This window comes from Kaistella faecalis, assembly GCF_019195395.1.
Classification (GTDB): Bacteria; Bacteroidota; Bacteroidia; order Flavobacteriales; family Weeksellaceae; genus Kaistella; species Kaistella faecalis.
The window spans coordinates 1,051,512-1,069,934 of the sequence record NZ_CP078067.1; the positions used below are offsets into that span (position 1 = coordinate 1,051,512).

The 18,423-nt window shown below is 38.4% G+C and carries 16 protein-coding genes and 1 pseudogene; 8 read left to right on the forward strand and 9 right to left on the reverse strand.

The features are described from left to right. Window positions 1-378 precede the first annotated feature (378 nt). The 7 genes and pseudogenes from KTV93_RS05075 to KTV93_RS05105 form a co-directional block, all read right to left on the reverse strand. A pseudogene (locus tag KTV93_RS05075) lies at window positions 379-2,516 on the reverse strand (TonB-dependent siderophore receptor). 255 nt (window positions 2,517-2,771) lie between these two features. After that, window positions 2,772-3,077 carry a 30S ribosomal protein S10 gene (rpsJ, locus tag KTV93_RS05080; RefSeq protein WP_031503579.1) on the reverse strand — a complete coding sequence of 102 codons (306 nt, stop codon included), beginning with the start codon at window positions 3,075-3,077 and terminating at the stop codon, window positions 2,772-2,774. Window positions 3,078-3,096: 19 nt separating this feature from the next. After that, window positions 3,097-5,214: an elongation factor G gene (fusA, locus tag KTV93_RS05085; protein ID WP_218250226.1), complete on the reverse strand. Its 2,118-nt coding sequence runs from the start codon at window positions 5,212-5,214 to the stop codon at window positions 3,097-3,099. Between the two features lie 6 nt (window positions 5,215-5,220). Then, window positions 5,221-5,697 carry a 30S ribosomal protein S7 gene (rpsG, locus tag KTV93_RS05090; RefSeq protein ID WP_122027051.1) on the reverse strand — a complete coding sequence of 159 codons (477 nt, stop codon included), beginning with the start codon at window positions 5,695-5,697 and terminating at the stop codon, window positions 5,221-5,223. A 25-nt stretch (window positions 5,698-5,722) separates the two neighbouring features. Beyond that, window positions 5,723-6,136: a 30S ribosomal protein S12 gene (rpsL, locus tag KTV93_RS05095; protein WP_031503575.1), complete on the reverse strand. Its 414-nt coding sequence runs from the start codon at window positions 6,134-6,136 to the stop codon at window positions 5,723-5,725. Window positions 6,137-6,259: 123 nt separating this feature from the next. Continuing rightward, entirely contained in the window at window positions 6,260-7,777 is a 1,518-nt protein-coding gene (locus KTV93_RS05100) for a hypothetical protein (protein ID WP_218250227.1), read from the reverse strand. An 82-nt stretch (window positions 7,778-7,859) separates the two neighbouring features. After that, a complete protein-coding gene (locus KTV93_RS05105; RefSeq protein WP_218250228.1) occupies window positions 7,860-9,254 on the reverse strand; it encodes a hypothetical protein in 1,395 nt (464 codons plus the stop codon). An 80-nt stretch (window positions 9,255-9,334) separates the two neighbouring features. Between KTV93_RS05105 and KTV93_RS05110 the strand changes: the two genes are divergently transcribed. The 6 genes from KTV93_RS05110 to KTV93_RS05135 all read left to right on the forward strand — a co-directional run bounded on the left by KTV93_RS05110 (window position 9,335) and on the right by KTV93_RS05135 (window position 15,649). Next, entirely contained in the window at window positions 9,335-10,966 is a 1,632-nt protein-coding gene (locus KTV93_RS05110; RefSeq protein ID WP_218250229.1) for a leucine-rich repeat domain-containing protein, read from the forward strand. Between the two features lie 81 nt (window positions 10,967-11,047). Continuing rightward, window positions 11,048-11,524 carry a Dps family protein gene (locus KTV93_RS05115; RefSeq protein WP_218250230.1) on the forward strand — a complete coding sequence of 159 codons (477 nt, stop codon included), beginning with the start codon at window positions 11,048-11,050 and terminating at the stop codon, window positions 11,522-11,524. A gap of 87 nt (window positions 11,525-11,611) precedes the next feature. Beyond that, the gene (gene pncB / locus KTV93_RS05120; RefSeq protein ID WP_218250231.1) at window positions 11,612-12,790 is read left to right on the forward strand and encodes a nicotinate phosphoribosyltransferase; all 1,179 of its coding nucleotides are present in this window, start codon (window positions 11,612-11,614) and stop codon (window positions 12,788-12,790) included. Window positions 12,791-12,843: 53 nt separating this feature from the next. Then, a complete protein-coding gene (locus KTV93_RS05125; RefSeq protein ID WP_218250232.1) occupies window positions 12,844-13,332 on the forward strand; it encodes a YciI family protein in 489 nt (162 codons plus the stop codon). 50 nt (window positions 13,333-13,382) lie between these two features. Next, on the forward strand, window positions 13,383-14,861 hold the full coding sequence (locus KTV93_RS05130) for a DNA recombination protein RmuC (protein WP_218250233.1): 1,479 nt from the start codon (window positions 13,383-13,385) through the stop codon (window positions 14,859-14,861). Window positions 14,862-14,881: 20 nt separating this feature from the next. After that, window positions 14,882-15,649, forward strand: coding sequence for a TrmH family RNA methyltransferase (locus KTV93_RS05135; RefSeq protein ID WP_218250234.1), 768 nt, complete (start codon window positions 14,882-14,884; stop codon window positions 15,647-15,649). 60 nt (window positions 15,650-15,709) lie between these two features. Here KTV93_RS05135 and KTV93_RS05140 read toward each other — a convergent pair whose 3' ends face one another. After that, a complete protein-coding gene (locus KTV93_RS05140) occupies window positions 15,710-15,979 on the reverse strand; it encodes a hypothetical protein (protein WP_218250235.1) in 270 nt (89 codons plus the stop codon). A gap of 181 nt (window positions 15,980-16,160) precedes the next feature. Here KTV93_RS05140 and KTV93_RS05145 point away from each other — a divergent pair, with 181 nt between their 5' ends. Beyond that, window positions 16,161-17,330 carry a hypothetical protein gene (locus KTV93_RS05145; protein WP_218250236.1) on the forward strand — a complete coding sequence of 390 codons (1,170 nt, stop codon included), beginning with the start codon at window positions 16,161-16,163 and terminating at the stop codon, window positions 17,328-17,330. Next, window positions 17,314-17,898 carry a hypothetical protein gene (locus KTV93_RS05150; RefSeq protein WP_218250237.1) on the forward strand — a complete coding sequence of 195 codons (585 nt, stop codon included), beginning with the start codon at window positions 17,314-17,316 and terminating at the stop codon, window positions 17,896-17,898. Before KTV93_RS05145 ends, KTV93_RS05150 begins: the two co-directional genes overlap by 17 nt. On the opposite strand, the gene KTV93_RS05155 is transcribed toward KTV93_RS05150, so the two are convergent. Further along, window positions 17,835-18,422: a 5-formyltetrahydrofolate cyclo-ligase gene (locus tag KTV93_RS05155; protein WP_218250238.1), complete on the reverse strand. Its 588-nt coding sequence runs from the start codon at window positions 18,420-18,422 to the stop codon at window positions 17,835-17,837. The genes KTV93_RS05150 and KTV93_RS05155 overlap by 64 nt on opposite strands. Window position 18,423 lies beyond the last annotated feature (1 nt).

The following is an 18,423-nucleotide window of genomic DNA, read 5'->3' on the forward strand; positions in this document are numbered from 1 at the left end:
ACAAATTTTACATGTTTAATATACAGGCAATTATAGCAGAGTTGTTTCGGTGCTTAAAGCCGGCAATTGGTGTATTAAGATCCTTTTTTCGACAAAAAAAATCCCTTTTCTTTTGAAAAAGGGATATGATTAAAATTAATTATTTGTCAGGCAAATCAACCTTCAGCCTCAATTCCAAAGGTTACCAAATAATTCGTAATTCTGTTTTTAGCCCCGAATTTCTAATCGTTGTCACTCAGTGTTGGATCTTCGATGATATGATTCGGGGTCGCTTTCTGGAACTTTATGTTGCGCAACATCATTCATTGCCCAATGCCTGATATTTTTTTTAAGCGGATATTTTAATGCTTATCAAGCTCACTAGGCTTTTAGATATTGTTAAAATTTATAGTTTAACTGGACTGAGAAGTTGCGGGGCTGAATCTGATCCAAATAACCTCCTCTGAAGTACGAGTTATAGCCCAACGCATCGAAAATGTTATTGAAGAACACACGCACACCAATATTATTCTGGCTGTAACCTATCTGCGCGTCCACAGTTGTATAAGAATTCATTAAGAAAGGCTTCAGTCCCGGCGTTACAGAATTGGCATGACCTGTGACAATTGTTGTCTGGGTGAATTCATCTACCGGTCTTTCACCAACATAATAAATACCTGCGCCAATATCGAATCTGTTCAGTAATCCTGAATCAAATCTGTAATTCAGCCATCCGTTTGCGGTGTGTTTAGGCGCGTTCATCGGTGCAGAACCTTCAACGTATGCGGGGCTGTTGTGATATTGCGCATCGAGATATGCCCAACCCGTCATCACCTGAAGATTCGGTAAGATTTTTCCAATTAATTCTACTTCAACTCCTTTTCTGCGCAGCTGGCCTGCTAAACCGTAAAAACCGGTCGCGGTGCCATCTGCATTAAGGATGCTGTAGGAAAGGTTATCATTTTTAATGTCGAAAATAGTCAGATTGAATCTTAATCTTTCGTCCAACCAATCAGATTTAATTCCCGCTTCAAACTGCAATGCATCGGCGGCGCCTACTGTTCCTCCATCGAGTAATCGGTTGTTGGCGCTTCGGAGACTGGTAGTAGTGGTGTAGGATCCGAAAAGATTCACATTTTCCAGTGGAGAAATAATTAATCCCAGAGACGGATTCCATGTTGCGCTTTCATGACCTTCAGGGTTATCGTTCAATTTGCTGTAACGGATCCCAAGGTGGGTTTTAATGTACTTGTTCCAGGTTATTAGATCTTGCGCCATCAATCCGATTGAAGGAGTCTTCGCATTAACATCAGTACCCGTTCCGAAATTAACGGCATTAGGTAATGTATTGTTGATATTCTGCAAAACATTAATTTGATCTACAGCTAAGGCACCGTATGAAGTTGTGGTCACATTAGACTCCTTCCAATCAAAACCAATCTGGAAAGTGTGCTTCAGAAAACCGGTTTTTACATCCTCCCCAATAAAGTCGGCCTGAAAAACCTGGTTGCGGTCGTCTCTTTGGGAACGGGATAATGAACGTCTTCGGATTTCCCATGGCTGGTTCCGGACTGTAGCGAGCGACGCGCCAATATTGTCCTGCTGATAAGAAGAGTTCATATAAGCAGCTCTCAGCTTCAGCTGATCTGTTAGTTTTCTAATGACTGTTGAGGAGAAGTTGAATGTTTTTGAATTATTGTTATCCGTGTGGAAACCTAAGAATTTACCGTCAGGCATTTCATAGATCGCGTTTAAATCGCCATCTGCAAGATTCACTGTTCCGCGATCCGGAGTAACGTCGTTATGCATATAATCCATCTCCAGAATAACCGATGTTTTATCATCCGGTTTGTATGCGATGGATGGATTAATGTAGATTCGCTCCGTATTCACGTATTTTCTGAAACTGTTGCTGTTCTGGTAAGCACCGTTGAAACGGACAGCGAATTTTCCCTCAGAATCCAATACTCTTTGGAAATCTACGGTCGGGCGGTAAAAATCCCAGCTGCCTATCGGAAACCTACATTGGTTGCATTGTAAAATTTCGGAACTTTAGTTACCACATTAATAACTCCACCGGCTGCTCCCAGACCGTCACCGATCCCCTGAGTAACTGCCGCCGAACCTTTAATAACCTGAACCGTTTCTACACCCTGCATATCGGTAAGCATTGATCCGGTTCTGAAGTCAGAATCCATACTTACGCCATTTTTTAGCACGGGTACGCCGCGGTATCCACGAATAGACATACTTTCTTTGGTACCACCGTAACTTCCGAACTGGGTAACACCGGGAATATTCTTTGCTACATCAGTAACGGTCAGTCCACCGAGTTGCTCTATTACCTTATTTGAGACTACGGAGATACTTTGGATCTGATCTCGTGTCTTAAGAGGAAGGCGGGTAATTGTTTCAAGTTTAACGGGCTGTTGCTTTGCCACACCGAAAAGTTCAACCTCCGTAATTTCGGCTTGCTTTAGCGAATCACGTGGAGATTCGGTTTGCTGTGCGTAACTAACATTAAGTCCAACCAGCATTACCACTGGCATCAATACATTCTTCATAGTTTAAATTTGATGCCACAAATATATTTATTTTTAATTATTCTAAATAACATTAGAGGGGTGACAAATGTCATATTTCTGAAGTCAACAAAAAAAAAACGGAATGGAAAACGGAACCATAATGAGCAAGAAGCGCAAATCGTGCAACTTAAAAAAAGAAATTTTGGCACAAAAAAAATTCCCTTTTCTCGCGAAAAGGGAATTTCTATCATAGCGAAGTGCAAATTATCACACTTTAATTTCTACGTCAACTCCTGAAGGAAGCTCTAATTTCATTAGCGCATCTACAGTTTTAGAAGATGAAGAGTAGATATCCATCAGTCTCTTATGAGCTGAAAGCTGGAACTGTTCTCTTGCCTTCTTGTTTACGTGCGGAGATCTCAATACGGTGAAGATTCTCTTGTTCGTTGGCAAAGGAATCGGGCCGTTTACCACAGCGCCGGTTGCTTTTACCGTTCTCACGATTTTCTCAGCAGATTTATCTACTAAATTGTAATCGTAAGATTTTAATTTTATTCTGATTCTTTGTGACATTTTAATTTAGATTTAAAGATTAACCTCTTGCTTTTTCGATTACAGATTCAGCAACGTTAGTTGGAGCTGCTTCATACTTTTCGAATTCCATTGAAGATGTTGCTCTACCTGAAGAAAGTGTTCTCAATGTAGTAACATAACCAAACATTTCAGAAAGCGGAACGAATCCTTTGATCACTTTCGCGTTGTTTCTGTCGTCCATACCATTAATGGTACCACGTCTCTTGTTAAGGTCACCAACGATATCACCCATATATTCTTCCGGTGTTACCACTTCAATTTTCATGATAGGTTCCATGATCACTGGTTTTGCTTTTTTACCAGCTTCCTTGAAGCCCATTTTCGCAGCAAGTTCGAAAGATAATGCATCTGAATCCACCGGGTGGAAAGATCCGTCCTTCAAAGTTACTTTAATACCTTCGATTTCGAAACCTGCCAAAGGACCATTCTTCATTGCCTCTTTGAAACCTTTTTCTACAGATGGGATATATTCTTTCGGAACGTTACCACCTTTGATTTCATTGATGAATTCAAGACCTGGTTTGTTGTCATCAGCCGGAGCCAATTCAAACACGATATCAGCAAATTTACCACGTCCACCAGATTGTTTTTTGTAAACTTCTCTGTGGTTAGCAGACATTGTAAGGTTTTCTTTGTACTCAACCTGAGGTTGTCCCTGGTTAACTTCAACCTTGAACTCTCTTCTCATACGGTCAACAATAATGTCGAGGTGAAGTTCACCCATACCTGAGATGATCGTCTGTCCTGAAGCTTCGTCAGTTTTAACCTGGAAAGTTGGATCTTCTTCAGCTAATTTAGCCAAAGCGTTACCCATTTTATCCTGGTCAGCTTTAGTCTTAGGCTCTACCGCGATACCGATTACCGGATCTGGGAAAACCATAGATTCAAGAACAATAGGATGTTTTTCATCGCAAAGGGTATCACCCGTCTTGATAGATTTAAATCCAACTGCTGCACCAATATCTCCAGCCTCGATATACTCGATTGGCTCCTGCTTGTTAGCATGCATCTGGAAGATACGGGAGATTCTTTCTTTATTGTTTGATCTTGTGTTCAAAACATAAGAACCAGCATCAAGTCTTCCTGAATAAGCTCTGAAGAATGCCAGTCTTCCTACAAAAGGATCTGTTGCAATTTTAAAAGCTAATGCCGCGAAAGGCTCAGTTACTGAAGGTTTTCTTGAAATAGGCTCGTCTGTTCTTGGATCTGTTCCGTCGATTGCCTCCTTATCCATTGGCGAAGGAAGGTATCTACAAACTGCATCAAGCATGAACTGCACTCCTTTGTTTTTGAATGAAGAACCACATGTCATCGGAATGATGCTCATATCCAAAGTTGCAGCTCTAAGTGCAGCGTGAATTTCCTCTTCAGTAATGGAATTTTCGTCTTCCATAAATTTCTCAAGAAGATTTTCGTCATAAGCAGCGATTTCTTCAATCAACTGTGCTCTGAACTGTCTAACTTCGTCGGTCATTTCAACCGGGATATCTACAATATCAAAGGTAGAACCATGGTTTTCATCGTGCCATACAATCGCACGGTTTTTTACCAAATCTACAACACCTTTGAAATCAGCTTCGTCACCGATAGGCAATACGATTGGAACTGCATTAGAACCAAGCATTTCTTTTACCTGCTTACAAACGTTCAGGAAGTCAGCTCCCTGACGGTCCATCTTGTTTACGAAGCCCATACGAGCAACTTTATAGTTGTCCGCAAGTCTCCAGTTGGTTTCAGACTGAGGCTCAACACCATCAACTGCAGAGAAAAGGAATACAAGTCCGTCTAATACACGAAGTGAACGGTTTACCTCTACGGTAAAGTCAACGTGTCCCGGTGTATCAATAATGTTGAAGTGATAATCTTTAGCTTCCGGAAGCGGTTTGCCTTGTTCGGTTGGGAATTTCCAGTCTACAGTTACTGCTGCAGATGTAATGGTAATCCCTCTCTCAGCTTCCTGCTCCATCCAGTCGGTAGTAGCACCACCTTCGTGAGTTTCACCAATTTTGTGATTCTTTCCGGAATAAAATAAAATTCTTTCTGTAGTGGTGGTTTTCCCTGCATCAATGTGAGCAGCGATACCGATGTTTCTTGTAAGTTTAAGATCTCTTGCCATTTCAGATTAGAATTTAAAGTGTGAAAATGCTTTGTTTGCTTCAGCCATTCTGTGAGTGTCTGTTTTCTTTTTGTAAGCAGCACCTTCTTCTTTAGCAGCAGCGATAACTTCAGCAGCTAATTTCTGAGCCATTGATTTATCGTTTCTTGCTTTAGAATATTTAATTAACCATTTCATTGCCATAGAGATTTTTCTATCTGCACGAATTGGCATTGGGATCTGGAAGTTAGCACCACCGATTCTGCGTGAACGTACTTCTACGTGCGGCATAACGTTGGTTAAAGCATCTTTCCAGATTTCAAGAGAAGTTTTTTCGTTCTCTCCTTTTTTGCTTTCTACGATATCTAAAGCATCGTAGAATATTTTGAATGCGATTGACTTTTTACCGTCAAGCATTAAATTGTTCACAAATCTCGTTACCAGCTGATCATTAAATTTAGGATCCGGTAACAACGGTCTTTTTTTCGCTTTCGTCTTTCTCATTGTTTCGTTTCTTTAAAATTAATGATTACTTTTTCTTTCCTTTTGCAGGTGCTGCAGCTGCCTGACCTGGTTTTGGTCTCTTAGCTCCGTACTTGGATCTTCTTTGAGTTCTTCCGTTTACTCCTGCAGTATCCAAAGCTCCACGAACAATGTGATAACGTACTCCCGGTAGGTCTTTCACCCTTCCTCCGCGTACCAATACTATCGAGTGCTCTTGAAGATTATGTCCTTCGCCCGGGATATAAGCGTTGACTTCTTTACCGTTAGAAAGTCTTACCCTTGCAACTTTTCTAAGTGCAGAGTTAGGTTTCTTAGGTGTGGTAGTATATACTCTTGTACATACACCTCGTCTTTGTGGACAGGAATCAAGTGCAGCCGATTTACTCTTCTTGGTAAGTGCGACTCTTCCTTTTCTAACTAATTGTTGAATAGTAGGCATTTAATTGCTTTTTATTTTAGGGTGCAAAAGTAAGTAATATTTTTTAATCTGCAATAAGTTGCCACTAAATATATTTATATTTAAAAGCAAGGTTATCATAATATAACGCTGTGAAGTTCAATGCTATTCAATTATCCTCACTTTCACATTTTTATTCCAGTTAAATTTTCGGATATTGTTTTCTAAAGACTCTTTAATTGCAGGATTAATACAATAAATGGTAACATCGGGCTGCGAGACCACTGCATTGCTTTCAATCGTCAGCACAGCGACTTCCTCCCATTCAGCCGGAACAAAGCCCCGCAGCCATTCCTTATAAACTATTGCAAGCTGATAATTCTGTTCTATGCTGTAATCTCCGACATATTTACCAAATGCGCGCTCAGAATAATCTGCTCTTTGATTAAACTCCATAATTTGTGGCGAACCCAGTCCCACAATATCAAACAAATGAATATCTGTAAAGTACGACATCGCCCCGATATCATTTGCCACTACTTTTGTATCATTATAATAAGTATGCAAAAATTCACCTGCCTGAACTTGCTGTTCGTAAATATTTTTCGATCCATACATTAAAATCTTATGAGAAAAAACCATTTTTGAAAACATCAGGACGATATTTCCCAAGACCAAAAATGTAAGAATGTAATTTTTTTTAGAGGCGATTTTAAAATCTTCGAAATAACTGGTAAGTCGGGGCAGGGTTAACATAGCAAATGCAACCATTAAATAAGCTTCATACCGCAGAATGTTTTTTAAATCAGCAAATACGCTGTGAAGCAATAAAGTTGCAGCCCAGGCAAGCAGAAGAAAATTTTTCAGATAAAATTCTTGCAAAGATCTTCTTTCTTTGAAATCGGCAAAAAGCAAAGCGCCAAGCAATAAGAGCGGAAGAAGACATCTTTTGTAAAAACTTCGGTTTTGTAGTGCAGAAAGCAATATATCCTTAATCTGCTCGAAAACATTACCTGAGAAATCGATGCGTGCGCCCTTCACTACAACGGAATTCGGAAACAAGTGACCAGTCTGCTGGTAATTGAAATAACAGAATATCAAAACAGGTCCAAGGCCGAAAATCAGAATTAGAAGTGATTCTCTAAACTTCTTTAGTAAAGCTAAAAAGAAAGCAACTGAAACAAAATAAAACATCATTTCGAATCGCACTAATCCCAACAGCAAAATAGTTCCATAAAAAAAGTAAAGTGAATTTCTTTTTGTAAAATTGCCAGAAATCCAATCTGTGAAGAAGTAAATATTGAGAATCACAAGCAAAACTTGCATAAGATGCTCCATGCCTGAAAACAACTGAAGATGAAGAGCTGCCGAAAAAACCGTAAAAAGAACCGATAACAGAATAAAGTTTGTCTTAATCGAGAAACGCCTGAAGTATTTTGTAAGAAAACAGAGAATATTAACAGCGCAGAGGAGATTAATAACCAATGGAATCAGGGCAGAATTACCAAAAATCCACATTAAAACTGAAATTAAAAATGTAAAAACCGGTGATGAAGACGAGGATGAAAATTCATGAGGCGTCATTCCCCATACTCCATGCAAAGCGAAATTTTTTGCCAAAGCCAGATGAATATAAGCATCATCAAGCAGATAGGTGAAATTCCACTCCGTTTTGGAGGTCATTATCACAAAATAAATGATGCAGAGGCCAAAAAAAACTGCGGCTGATACAAGGAAATTCTTCATTTTAATCATACATTAAGTCTTACTTCAACATCAGCTGAGAAGTATATAAAACTTTACTTTTATCTTTAATGGTATCATATTTCAGCCACTTAATCTGTGGATTTACGGTTCCACCGATCGACTGCTTCCACTCTCCTTTCTGACCGCTGGTATGTTGGTAATTAAAAGTCTTATTGATTACAGGAATATGATAAACAGTTACATTCTTTACGGTTTTTTCGTCATCAAAAAGATAAATTTTATCTTTAAATTTCAGCATCTGCGGCTCAATAATACTTTTGTTTCTCAGATAGTTTGATGGATTTTTTAAACTGTACACCGTTAAAAACAGCAGAAAGAAACAACCTAATCCGAAAATAAATCTGTCGGATCTTAAATTCTTAAAATAAATAACCAGAAAAGAAAAGAACAAACAAAAGTTAGCCGCTGCAAGCATCCTTACATTCATTTCTTCGATCTGCTGGAAAAGGCCCGAAATAAAAAGCGTAACTGTATATACTGCAGCTATAATCCATAACAGATAGTGAAACTCCAACTGGAGCAATGCTTTTTTCTGCCGGACTAACCTGATGATATATTTCAGAAGCAGCAAATCAAAAATCATCAGACCCACCTGAAAACCAACACTTATAAAACTGTTGGAAGCCGGTTTAATCCCAATAAAAGGATCAGTCACATTCGTCATCGCCAAAAAATTCCGTAATAAGTATATCGGATGGATTTGTGCCGGAGTTCCACGAAGATGTTCGCCTGTGAAACTTCCAAAATTAAAGTGGTTAAAACTTAAATATAACCCAATTCCCAGCCCAGCAACTATTAAAACCTGCAAAAAATCCTTTTGGACCTCAGAATATTTTTTCTTCAGAATCATCCATAACCAGAAAACTCCAATACCCATATATATGTAGATACCTGAATAACGAACGGCAAAAAGAAGTAATAATAGGGCAGAGGTAAAAAAAACGAACTGTTTAGAAGCAATTTTCTCACTGATTCTTTCATGAAAAAAATAAATCAGAAAGTATAATAAAAAGATGAAAGGTCCTTCTGATACAACAAGATTCATAGCAAAGAAGAGCGTTTTACCTGTAAAAAGCAATACGGTTTCTCGGAAATAAAACTTTCTGAAATACGAAAAGAGCAGGAGCAAAATAACCATAAAAATATTCAGCATTTTGCCAGCCCAAAAATAGTCCTGAAAAAAAGTATAGAAAATCTTAATTAAAACCGGAAAACCCAACGGAAAAAGATTGGTTTCTATTCCTGGTAAATCCGACGCAATCCCAAAATAAGAAAGGCTGTCGGCGCCGATTCCGCCAGTAGGCAGAAAAAAAGACTGAAAAAAATAAATGACAGTTACTGCAACAGCCAAATACACATATTTCCTCATAGCAGCATAAATGTTCTTCTGCACAAATATGCAAATTTTTATTATCGTAACCGGTGTATTATAAGTTTTAATATATATTTGTACTCCAAAAAACACACAATCTGGTGAAAAAACTACTCTTTTTTCTATTCTTGTCGCAGCTATGTTTCGCCCAGAAGTGGAGCATTTCTTTTGCAGAGAGAAGTGCGCTTGTCAATATATATAACACCAATGATGGGGAACACTGGAGCCAGACTTGGGACCTGGAAAAAGACCCCAAAACCTGGTACGGCGTAAAAATTAAAAACGGAAATGTCATCGAAATCAACCTTCGCGGCAATGCGCTGAAGGGCAATTTTCCCACTTCCCTTTCAACCTTTTCAAAACTTCAGAAACTCGATTTAAGTTCCAACCAAATTACTGGCGAAATCGCACCTTCGGTATCTTCCCTCAGCAGTTTGTTAAGACTCGACATCAGCAACAACCGTTTAACAGGAGATCCCACAGCAGCTATTCTGCCGCTCTCGAATCTTCAGGAACTTTCTGTGGGGAATAATGAGTTTACCTTTGGTGATATTGATACTTTTCTGCAGAATTTTACCGGGCTGAAAGTTTTAGACCTGTCAAAAATCGGCCTCAATTCAGTTCCCCAGAAAATTTCTTCACTCACCAATCTGGAATCGCTTAATTTGAGCAACAACAGTATTTCCCAAAATTTCAGCAACTTATCAAATATGATAAAACTTACGGAATTGAATCTCGCCGGAAATCAGCTTACAAAGATCCCCTCCGAACTTTCTTCTTTAAGCGCTTTAATTTCCCTGAACGTGAGCCATAATCTTTTTTCCAACAACTATTCATCAGTTTTATCGAACCTGAAGAATCTTGAGTGGCTTTCGCTGCAGAGCAATCAGATTACGACTTTCCCCACCGAATTAGGGCAATTAAAAAAATTAGTACACCTCAATATTGCAGACAATAAAATTTCCGGTGGTTTTGAAAGTCTGGTGCCATTAAGTAAACTCGAGCAGATTTACCTTGATAAAAACCTTATTTCTGGCAGCTTTCCTTCAGCATTGCTCCAGCTGAATCAACTTCAAATGCTTTCCCTGACCGGAAACCAGCTTTCCGGAGAAATTCCCGCAAATATCCCTCAGCTCACGTTTCTTGAAAATAACAGGTTTACGAAACAGGAAATCAAAAACTTCATGGTGCAGGAAAAAAACCTTGCACATTTCACCTATTCGCCTCAAAGATATGATGAAGCAAAAACGCTTTACGCGGACTTGGGAAACTCAGCAACATTACCTCAATCACTTACCGGCGATGGTTATCAGTTCGCATGGTTTAAAAATCTGGATGAGAAAACCAAAACTACTGCAGAAAGTTTTTATATAAGCAACGTGGAAGATGAGGATTTTGATGAATATACCTGTGAAGCCTACGTTTTTGAAAAATTGCCTGCCGAACTTATGGAAATTTCATTTTTCCGCGAACCGGTAACGCTCGTGAAAAATCTAAGTACAGAGGAAGTAAGCGGCGGCTTAACTGTATATCCGAACCCTGTAAAAGATTTCATCAACGTAAAGTCGACCAGATCCAGGGTTGAAAACATTTTCATCTTTGATCTCAGCGGAAAACTAATCCTCACCTCCAAAGGTTTAAGGATTAATGTTGCGCATTTACCGGGTGCTACCTACATCATTTCTGTGAAAACTCCCGAAGGTTTAAAATCGTTCAAATTCATTAAACACTAAGATTTGTGAGATAGTCAATCTCAATCGTTGAAATTTTTTATTGAGTTTATAGTTTCTTACTTTTGTATAAAGTAAAAAATTATGATAAACGCTAACATTATCGGTTTAAGCGAGACCAACTGCAACAAAATTTCTGAAAAACTAAACCAGCTTCTGGCCAACTATTCGGTATTTTATCAAAATACACGAGGTGCACACTGGAACATCAAGGGAAATGATTTTTTCACCCTTCATCCGAAATTTGAAGAACTCTATAATAATCTTGTTCTGAAGATCGATGAGATTGCAGAAAGAGTACTAACACTGGGCGCTACACCGCACCACAACTATTCTGATTATCTGACCCTATCGACCATCAAAGAAAGCAAGGAAGTTTCTGACGGGACGAAATGTGTGGAAAATATTCTGGCATCGTTTAAGATTGTGATTGACCTGCAGCGGGAACTTCTAGACATTACAGGAGAGGCCGGCGACGAAGGTACCAACTCCCAAATGAGCGACTACATTACCGAGCAGGAAAAAGAAGTTTGGATGTATAACTCGTACCTAGGAAAATAGCAAACCGCTTATCTTCTCTAAAAATCGTCTTCTTAAAGGCGATTTTTTGTTTTGAATCTTTACATTTGTTTAAAGAAATTTCTAAAAATGAGCGGAGTCCGGTTAAGATCAATCCTCGACAACGATTTTTATAAGATCACAATGCAGAATGCTGTGGTGAAACTTTTCCCCAACGAAAAGGTGCAGTACAGTTTCATTAACCGCGGAAAACACCATTTCCCCGCAGGTTTTGATGTTGAACTTCGCAAAGCCGTGAATGCGATGGCAGAAATGAAACTTACAAAAGAAGAGAAAGAGTTTCTGCGCATCACTTGCCCTTACCTCGATTTACCTTACCTCGATTTTCTGGCGGGTTACCATTATGACCCTTCGGAAGTTCACATCGTTCAGGCCGGAAATAATCTGGAAGTTACAGTTGTGGGCGAATGGTACCGTACGATTTTATGGGAAGTTCCGCTTCTGGCTCTGATTTCTGAACTGCATTATGTGATGAACGGCATGGAGAGGGATCCCGACCATACTGTAGTTCAAAATACGCTGAACAAAGCCAAAGAACTTGATGACCTGGGAGTTAATTTCGCAGAATTTGGTACACGTCGCAGACATTCTTATCAGGTACACGATTTAGTGGTAAACGCATTGACACAAAATAAATCATCAAAATTTACCGGTTCATCAAACGTACATTTTGCGATGAAATACGGAGTGAAACCTATCGGAACGCACGCTCACGAATGGTTTATGTTCCATGCTGCAGAATATGGATTCAAGATGGCGAATTCGCTTTCTCTCGAGCATTGGGTTGATGTCTACCGCGGGGATTTGGGAGTGGCACTTTCGGACACTTATACTACCGAGGTTTTCTTCGAACAGTTCGACAAAAAATTTGCAAAGCTTTTTGATGGTGTACGTCACGACAGCGGAGATCCCATTGAATTTACCGAAAAAACCATTGCGCATTACGAAAAAAACGGAATTAATCCCCTATTCAAATATATCATTTTCTCCGACGGTTTAAACCTTGAAAAAGTTGCTGAAATTACAGCCGCCTGTAAAGGAAAAATCGGAATTTCCTTCGGAATTGGAACCAACCTTACCAATGATGTCGGTGTAAAACCAATGAATATTGTCATGAAACTCATCGCAGCGCAGTCGGTTAACGGAGAATGGATTCCTACCGTGAAACTTTCAGATGAACACGGAAAATATACTGGCGATCCTAAAATGATTGAATTGGCAAAAGAATTTCTAAGGATTAAAGATTAGATTTCTCTCAGGTAAATAATTTTTGCAAGTCTAAAAATTTAAAAACCAGACCCATGAAAAAACTATTTTGTCTTCTTATCCTCTCTGTTTTTGTAATTTCCTGTAATGTACAAAACACAGTTCCGAAAAACACCGCTTCCGAACCTGAATTCAGCCAGAAACTCGCAGATTCTTTAGGTGCGGATCAGCGCGGGATGAAAAATTACATCCTGGTTATTTTAAAAACGGGACCTAAAGATGCCATAATAACTGATAAAAAAGAAAGAGAAAAACTCTTCAAAGGTCACTTCTCTAATATGACCGAAATGGAAAAAATGGGAATCCTTAAAATGGCCGGACCTTTTGCCACTAAAAATGATCTGGGATACAGAGGAATCTTTTTGCTCGACGTGAAAACCGAGGAAGAAGCCAAATCCATTCTGCAGAATGACCCTACGATAAAATCCGGGGTCTTTACAGTCGAAATCCTGCCTTGGTACGGATCGGCAGCTATTCCTATGCATTTGAAATATCATAAACAGATCTCGAAAGAGACGCCTTAAAACTTTCCCACAACAGATCAAATCACCTTTTTTCTTCCTATTTTTGAAATATGGAAATCACCTCCCTATCTGTTGGATTTATTTTCGGTGCAGTATTAGGCGCCGTTGTTCTATATTTCATATTAAAATCTGTAAATATTTCGCGGACTGTTTTCGATGAAATGAACAACAATTACATTCGCACAAAAGCGGAATTACAAAACTCACAACTGAAAATCAGCGAATTAAATGATTTATACAAATCCGAAAAGATAACCAATCTCCAGCAGACAGAAATTCTAAACAATCTCAAAAATGAAATGGCAACCGTTTCCGCAGATTATTTTTCACTTCAGAATCAATTCAGGGAACAGCGAGAAATCGCCGGAAAACAGAACGCTCAAATTGAATTCTTAACCACTGAAAACCAGAAAATTTTCGCACGCAATGCTGAACTTTCTGCTATTAATAGCAGTCTGCAGCAATCTCTTAAAACTCAAAGGGCAGAAATTGAACAGATTCAGGAAACCGCAAAAACGGAGTTTAAAAATCTCGCCAATGAAATTCTCGAAGAGAAATCCAGAAAATTCACAGAATCCAATAAAGAAAATCTGGATCAGTTACTCAAACCATTGGGTGAAAACCTGGAGACTTTCAAAAAGCGCGTAAATGAAGTGTATGAGAATGAGGCGCGCGAAAGATTTTCCCTTAACAGCACCATCAAATTGATGATGGAGCAAACAAGTAAAGTGAGTCAGGAAGCAAATAATCTTGCTGCAGCGTTGAAAGGACAGACCAAAACTCAGGGTGATTGGGGAGAAATGATTCTGGAGCGGATTCTGGAAGATTCAGGACTTACCAAAGACAGAGAATATTTTTCCCAGTACACTATTAAAAACGAGCACGGAGAAAACCAGAGACCAGATTTCGTGCTGAAGCTTCCAGGAAATCAACTTGTAATAATTGATTCAAAAGTGTCGCTTAATGCTTACGAAAGAATGGTTTCTGCGCAAAACGAGGCAGAAAGAAAACAAAATTTAATGCTTCATGTTGCTGCATTAAAAAAGCATATTGACACGCTTTCGCAGAAGAAATATGATGATTTGAAAGATTCGCTGGATTTTACAATCATGTTTATTCCAGTAGAACCCGCATTTCTTGCAGCGGTTCATTTTGATTCTCAGCTTTGGAACTACGCTTATCACAAACACATCATTTTATTAAGTCCGACGAATCTTATCGCCTATCTGAAGCTAATTTCTGACGTATGGAAACGCGCAGATCAAAATTCAAACGCTCTGGAAATTGCTGAGCGCGGCGGTAAACTCTATGATAAATTCGTGAGTTTTGTAGAGAATCTGGAGAAGGTCGGAAAAAATATCGATCAGGCAAGAAACTCTTATAACGATGCTTATAAGCAGTTAGCCACTGGGAACGACAATCTTGTTGCGCAAACTGAAAAATTAAAGCAGCTTGGGGCAAAAAACAGAAAAAAGCTGTCTTCTGTGCTGGTAGAAAATGCTGAAAATCAAATTGATTTCAACGACTAGAAATTATATAAATTTGCACCATGTTAATTGAAAGTTTTCAGAACGAGAAAATAAAGAACCTTACCCGCCTTATTACAGACAACAGATTTCGGAAGAAGTCCGGTAGTTTTGTGGTAGAAGGACGGCAGGAAAATGAAAGAGCTGCCAAATTTGGATTCGAGGTACAGGATTATTATATCTGTGAAAGTATATTTAATGAAGATTTTCCGAAAGGGAAGATACATTTGGTATCAGAGAAAGTTTACGAAAAAATTGCTTACCGTGGTACTTCGGAAGGAATAATCGGTATTTTCAAAACAAAGAATCCAAACCTTCAAGACTTTAAGCCAAAAGGAAATTCTTCACTTATTATTGTTGAAAGTATTGAAAAGCCGGGCAATTTGGGCGCAATACTGAGAAGTTGCGAAGCTTTTGGAATTGATGCGCTAATTATTACTGATCCAAGAATCGATTTCTACAACCCGAATGTAATCCGATCCAGTGTTGGATGCTTGTTTGGAATGAACTTCTTCCAGTCAGGTAACGATGAACTTTATGAATTTCTGGAGCAAAACAGTTTTAATATTTTCACGACCTTAATGGATGAAAGTGCTGAGCATCTACATAAAAAAGATTTAAAACAGCGCAGTGCACTGATATTCGGAACAGAACATTCCGGTCTTAGTGACTTTTGGGTGGGTAAAGGGAAAAACTCGCTTATTCCGATGTCAGGAAGTATCGACTCACTGAACTTAAGCAATGCCGTAGCGATAAGCTGTTACGAAATACTCCGGCAAAAGTTAACTTAAGAGCAAAAAAAAACCGCTTCTCTGGGAGAAACGGTTATTTTTTTAAGCTTGGTGAGTTAATTACTTAACTTCGTTAGCAGCATCAGTAGCAGCTTCACCAGCAGCTTTAGCAGCATCACCAGCAGCTTCTACAGTAGCAGCACCAGCTTCAGCAGTAACAGCAGCAGCAGAATCAACAACAGCAGCAGCAGAATCAACTACAGCAGCAGCAGAATCAACAGTTACAGCAGCAGCAGAATCAGTTGCGTTAGCAGTTTCTACAGTTTCAGTTTTTTTACAAGCTACAAGAGCTAAAGCAGCGATACCAGCTACGAATAATGACTTTTTCATAATAAATTAAATTTAATTGTTTTGTTTAAAATTCTTTTTTGTGTTCTCATTTATCATTTCGAACAGGACAAAGGTATAGCGGTAAATAAATTTGTGTTAGAAAATTAATTGTAATATATTTGTAAAAAAGTTTTACAAAAAAACAATATTGATAATCAATTCATTACGTAATTTATAGCAATTGAGCGATTTAGATTTATTACACTTTGAACAGCTGAAATCCGAGGTTCAATCTCAATATTTGGCAGATCACACCCCTTCGTTTGATGATATTTCAAAATGGAAGGGAATTGATATCATTTATTTCCAGGAAGACCTGAGAAAAAAAGCGAAGGGAAACATCAGCGAAAAGTCTTTTTACACTTACTTTAAAAACTCTCCAGTCACGAAACTTCCGCGTATTGATATGCTCAATATCCTTTCTGTTTATGCAGGATACGTGTCTTGGTACGACTTTAAAAAAAACCATCTTTTCGCAGATGAAATTCTTAAAGACTATGAAGATTTACAAGAAGAGGAAATCAAAGAACTGGAAAAATCGGTTGAAAATGCAGAAATAATAGAGCACAACTCCGAGAAGTCAGAAAAAATTCAAATTTCCCCTCAAAAAGAGGAATATATCCCTAACGAAAATTCTATTTTACAAAAATCATTAACTGATAATCAAACAGTTAAATCAAAAAGCACAAATTTATCGACCTATGATGAGAGCGACAGTAAAACAACTTTATCTCTTGTAAAAAAGTATATCTGGCTGGGAATTTCTGCAATTCTGGCGGTACTTGTTGGGCTTTTAGGTTTTAAAGATGAAATTTTCAGTAAAAAATATTACTACAGTTTTATTGATGCGGACAGAAACTCAAAAATAAATGCCGAACTTCAAGTTCAAATCCTGAAAGACAACGAAACTCCGATTCTATATGTAGCAAAACCTAACGAACCGTTCGTTTACACTACAAAATCCAAAACACTTACAATGGTTGTCTCGTCGCCTTATTACCGGACCGACACCATTCAAAGAAATCTGGAGACAGCGCCGGAAGCAGAAAACATTGAACTGAAGCCTAACGATTACGCAATTATGCTTTTCTACTATTCAAAATCCCTGAAAGATTTAAAGAAGAAAAGGATTAGTCTCAATTATCTGATCAGCGATCAGGCTTTAATCTATCAGGTCTTCGATAACCAGTTTTACGGCGTGGAAACAATGGATAAGCAGCGCTATATCAATCTGGTTACCCTGCCATCAACGTCTTTGGAAAAACTGGAAGTAATTGATACCCAAACCGATAAGTCAGGCAAAATTGTAATGATTAAATTTAAAATCGACACCGATGAAAAAAATAATTAAAGTCTCAACAGTGCTCGTGGCCCTGTTTTTTATCATTCTTTCGTGCACTAAAGAAACCACCGAATTGTCTGATCTTGAGAAGGTTAGAAAAAACAATAACACCGTTTCTTATCCCGTTACTAAAATGGACAGTGCACAGGCCATTTCCTTTATTACAAAACAGAAGATCCAGGAATTACTCGATCTTTCAACGCTATATACATCCGGGAACCGTGATACAGAGATTGATTCTGTGATTTACTCGCAAATGAAAAGTTACTTTGTAGAAGATGATTCTGCAAAACTTCAACCTATTTTAAAGCAACTCGACAGTTTTAAAGTAAAAACGGCCAAAGTTGGAAACATCGAGGTTAGCAAAAAAATTATCGGAACCGATACCTTAGATTTTGCAAAATTTCAGGTAGAATATTTTGACCAGAAAAACAGATCAATCGGTACTTTTGAAAAGAATGCACAATATATTCTGAAACTTTTTCCTGTAAAATTCAAGAAGGAATTCAGGTTCTATTTTATTGATTTTGACGCAGTTCCTAAGAAAGACAGTGTTTCTGCAGGTGTTATCAAATAATCGAGAGCAATATCATTTTCCCAAACGTCGTCAATATTTTCATCCGGCCCAAAAAAGTTCAGTCCAATCTTTAATGTTTCAGGACTCACGGTCTCGAAAAAACCATCGTAATATCCTTTTCCATAACCCACCCTGTTTCCGTGGATATCGCAATACAGCAGTGGCGTCAGCACATAATCAAAATTTCTCTCTTTAGAATCTTCATTGCTTTCCGGTTCTGAAATTCCCCACGAATTCTTTAATAAAGGGGTTTCTTGTGTGATTTCTACCGAAATTAATTTCTTCTTATATATTTTAGGAACGAAAACACGTATCTTATTTTTAAAAAATTCATTCAAAAACAACTGCGTATCGACTTCGCCTTTTTCGGGAATGGAAAGGAAACAGTGAACTTTCAGATTTTCTTTAAGCGCAAATTTTTCAGTGAAATTTTTAAATATTTTCTCTGATAAATTCGTAACCTCGCCTTGCGACAGATTTTCACGCTTGTGAAGATATTTTTTCCTGATTTCAGATTTTATCATA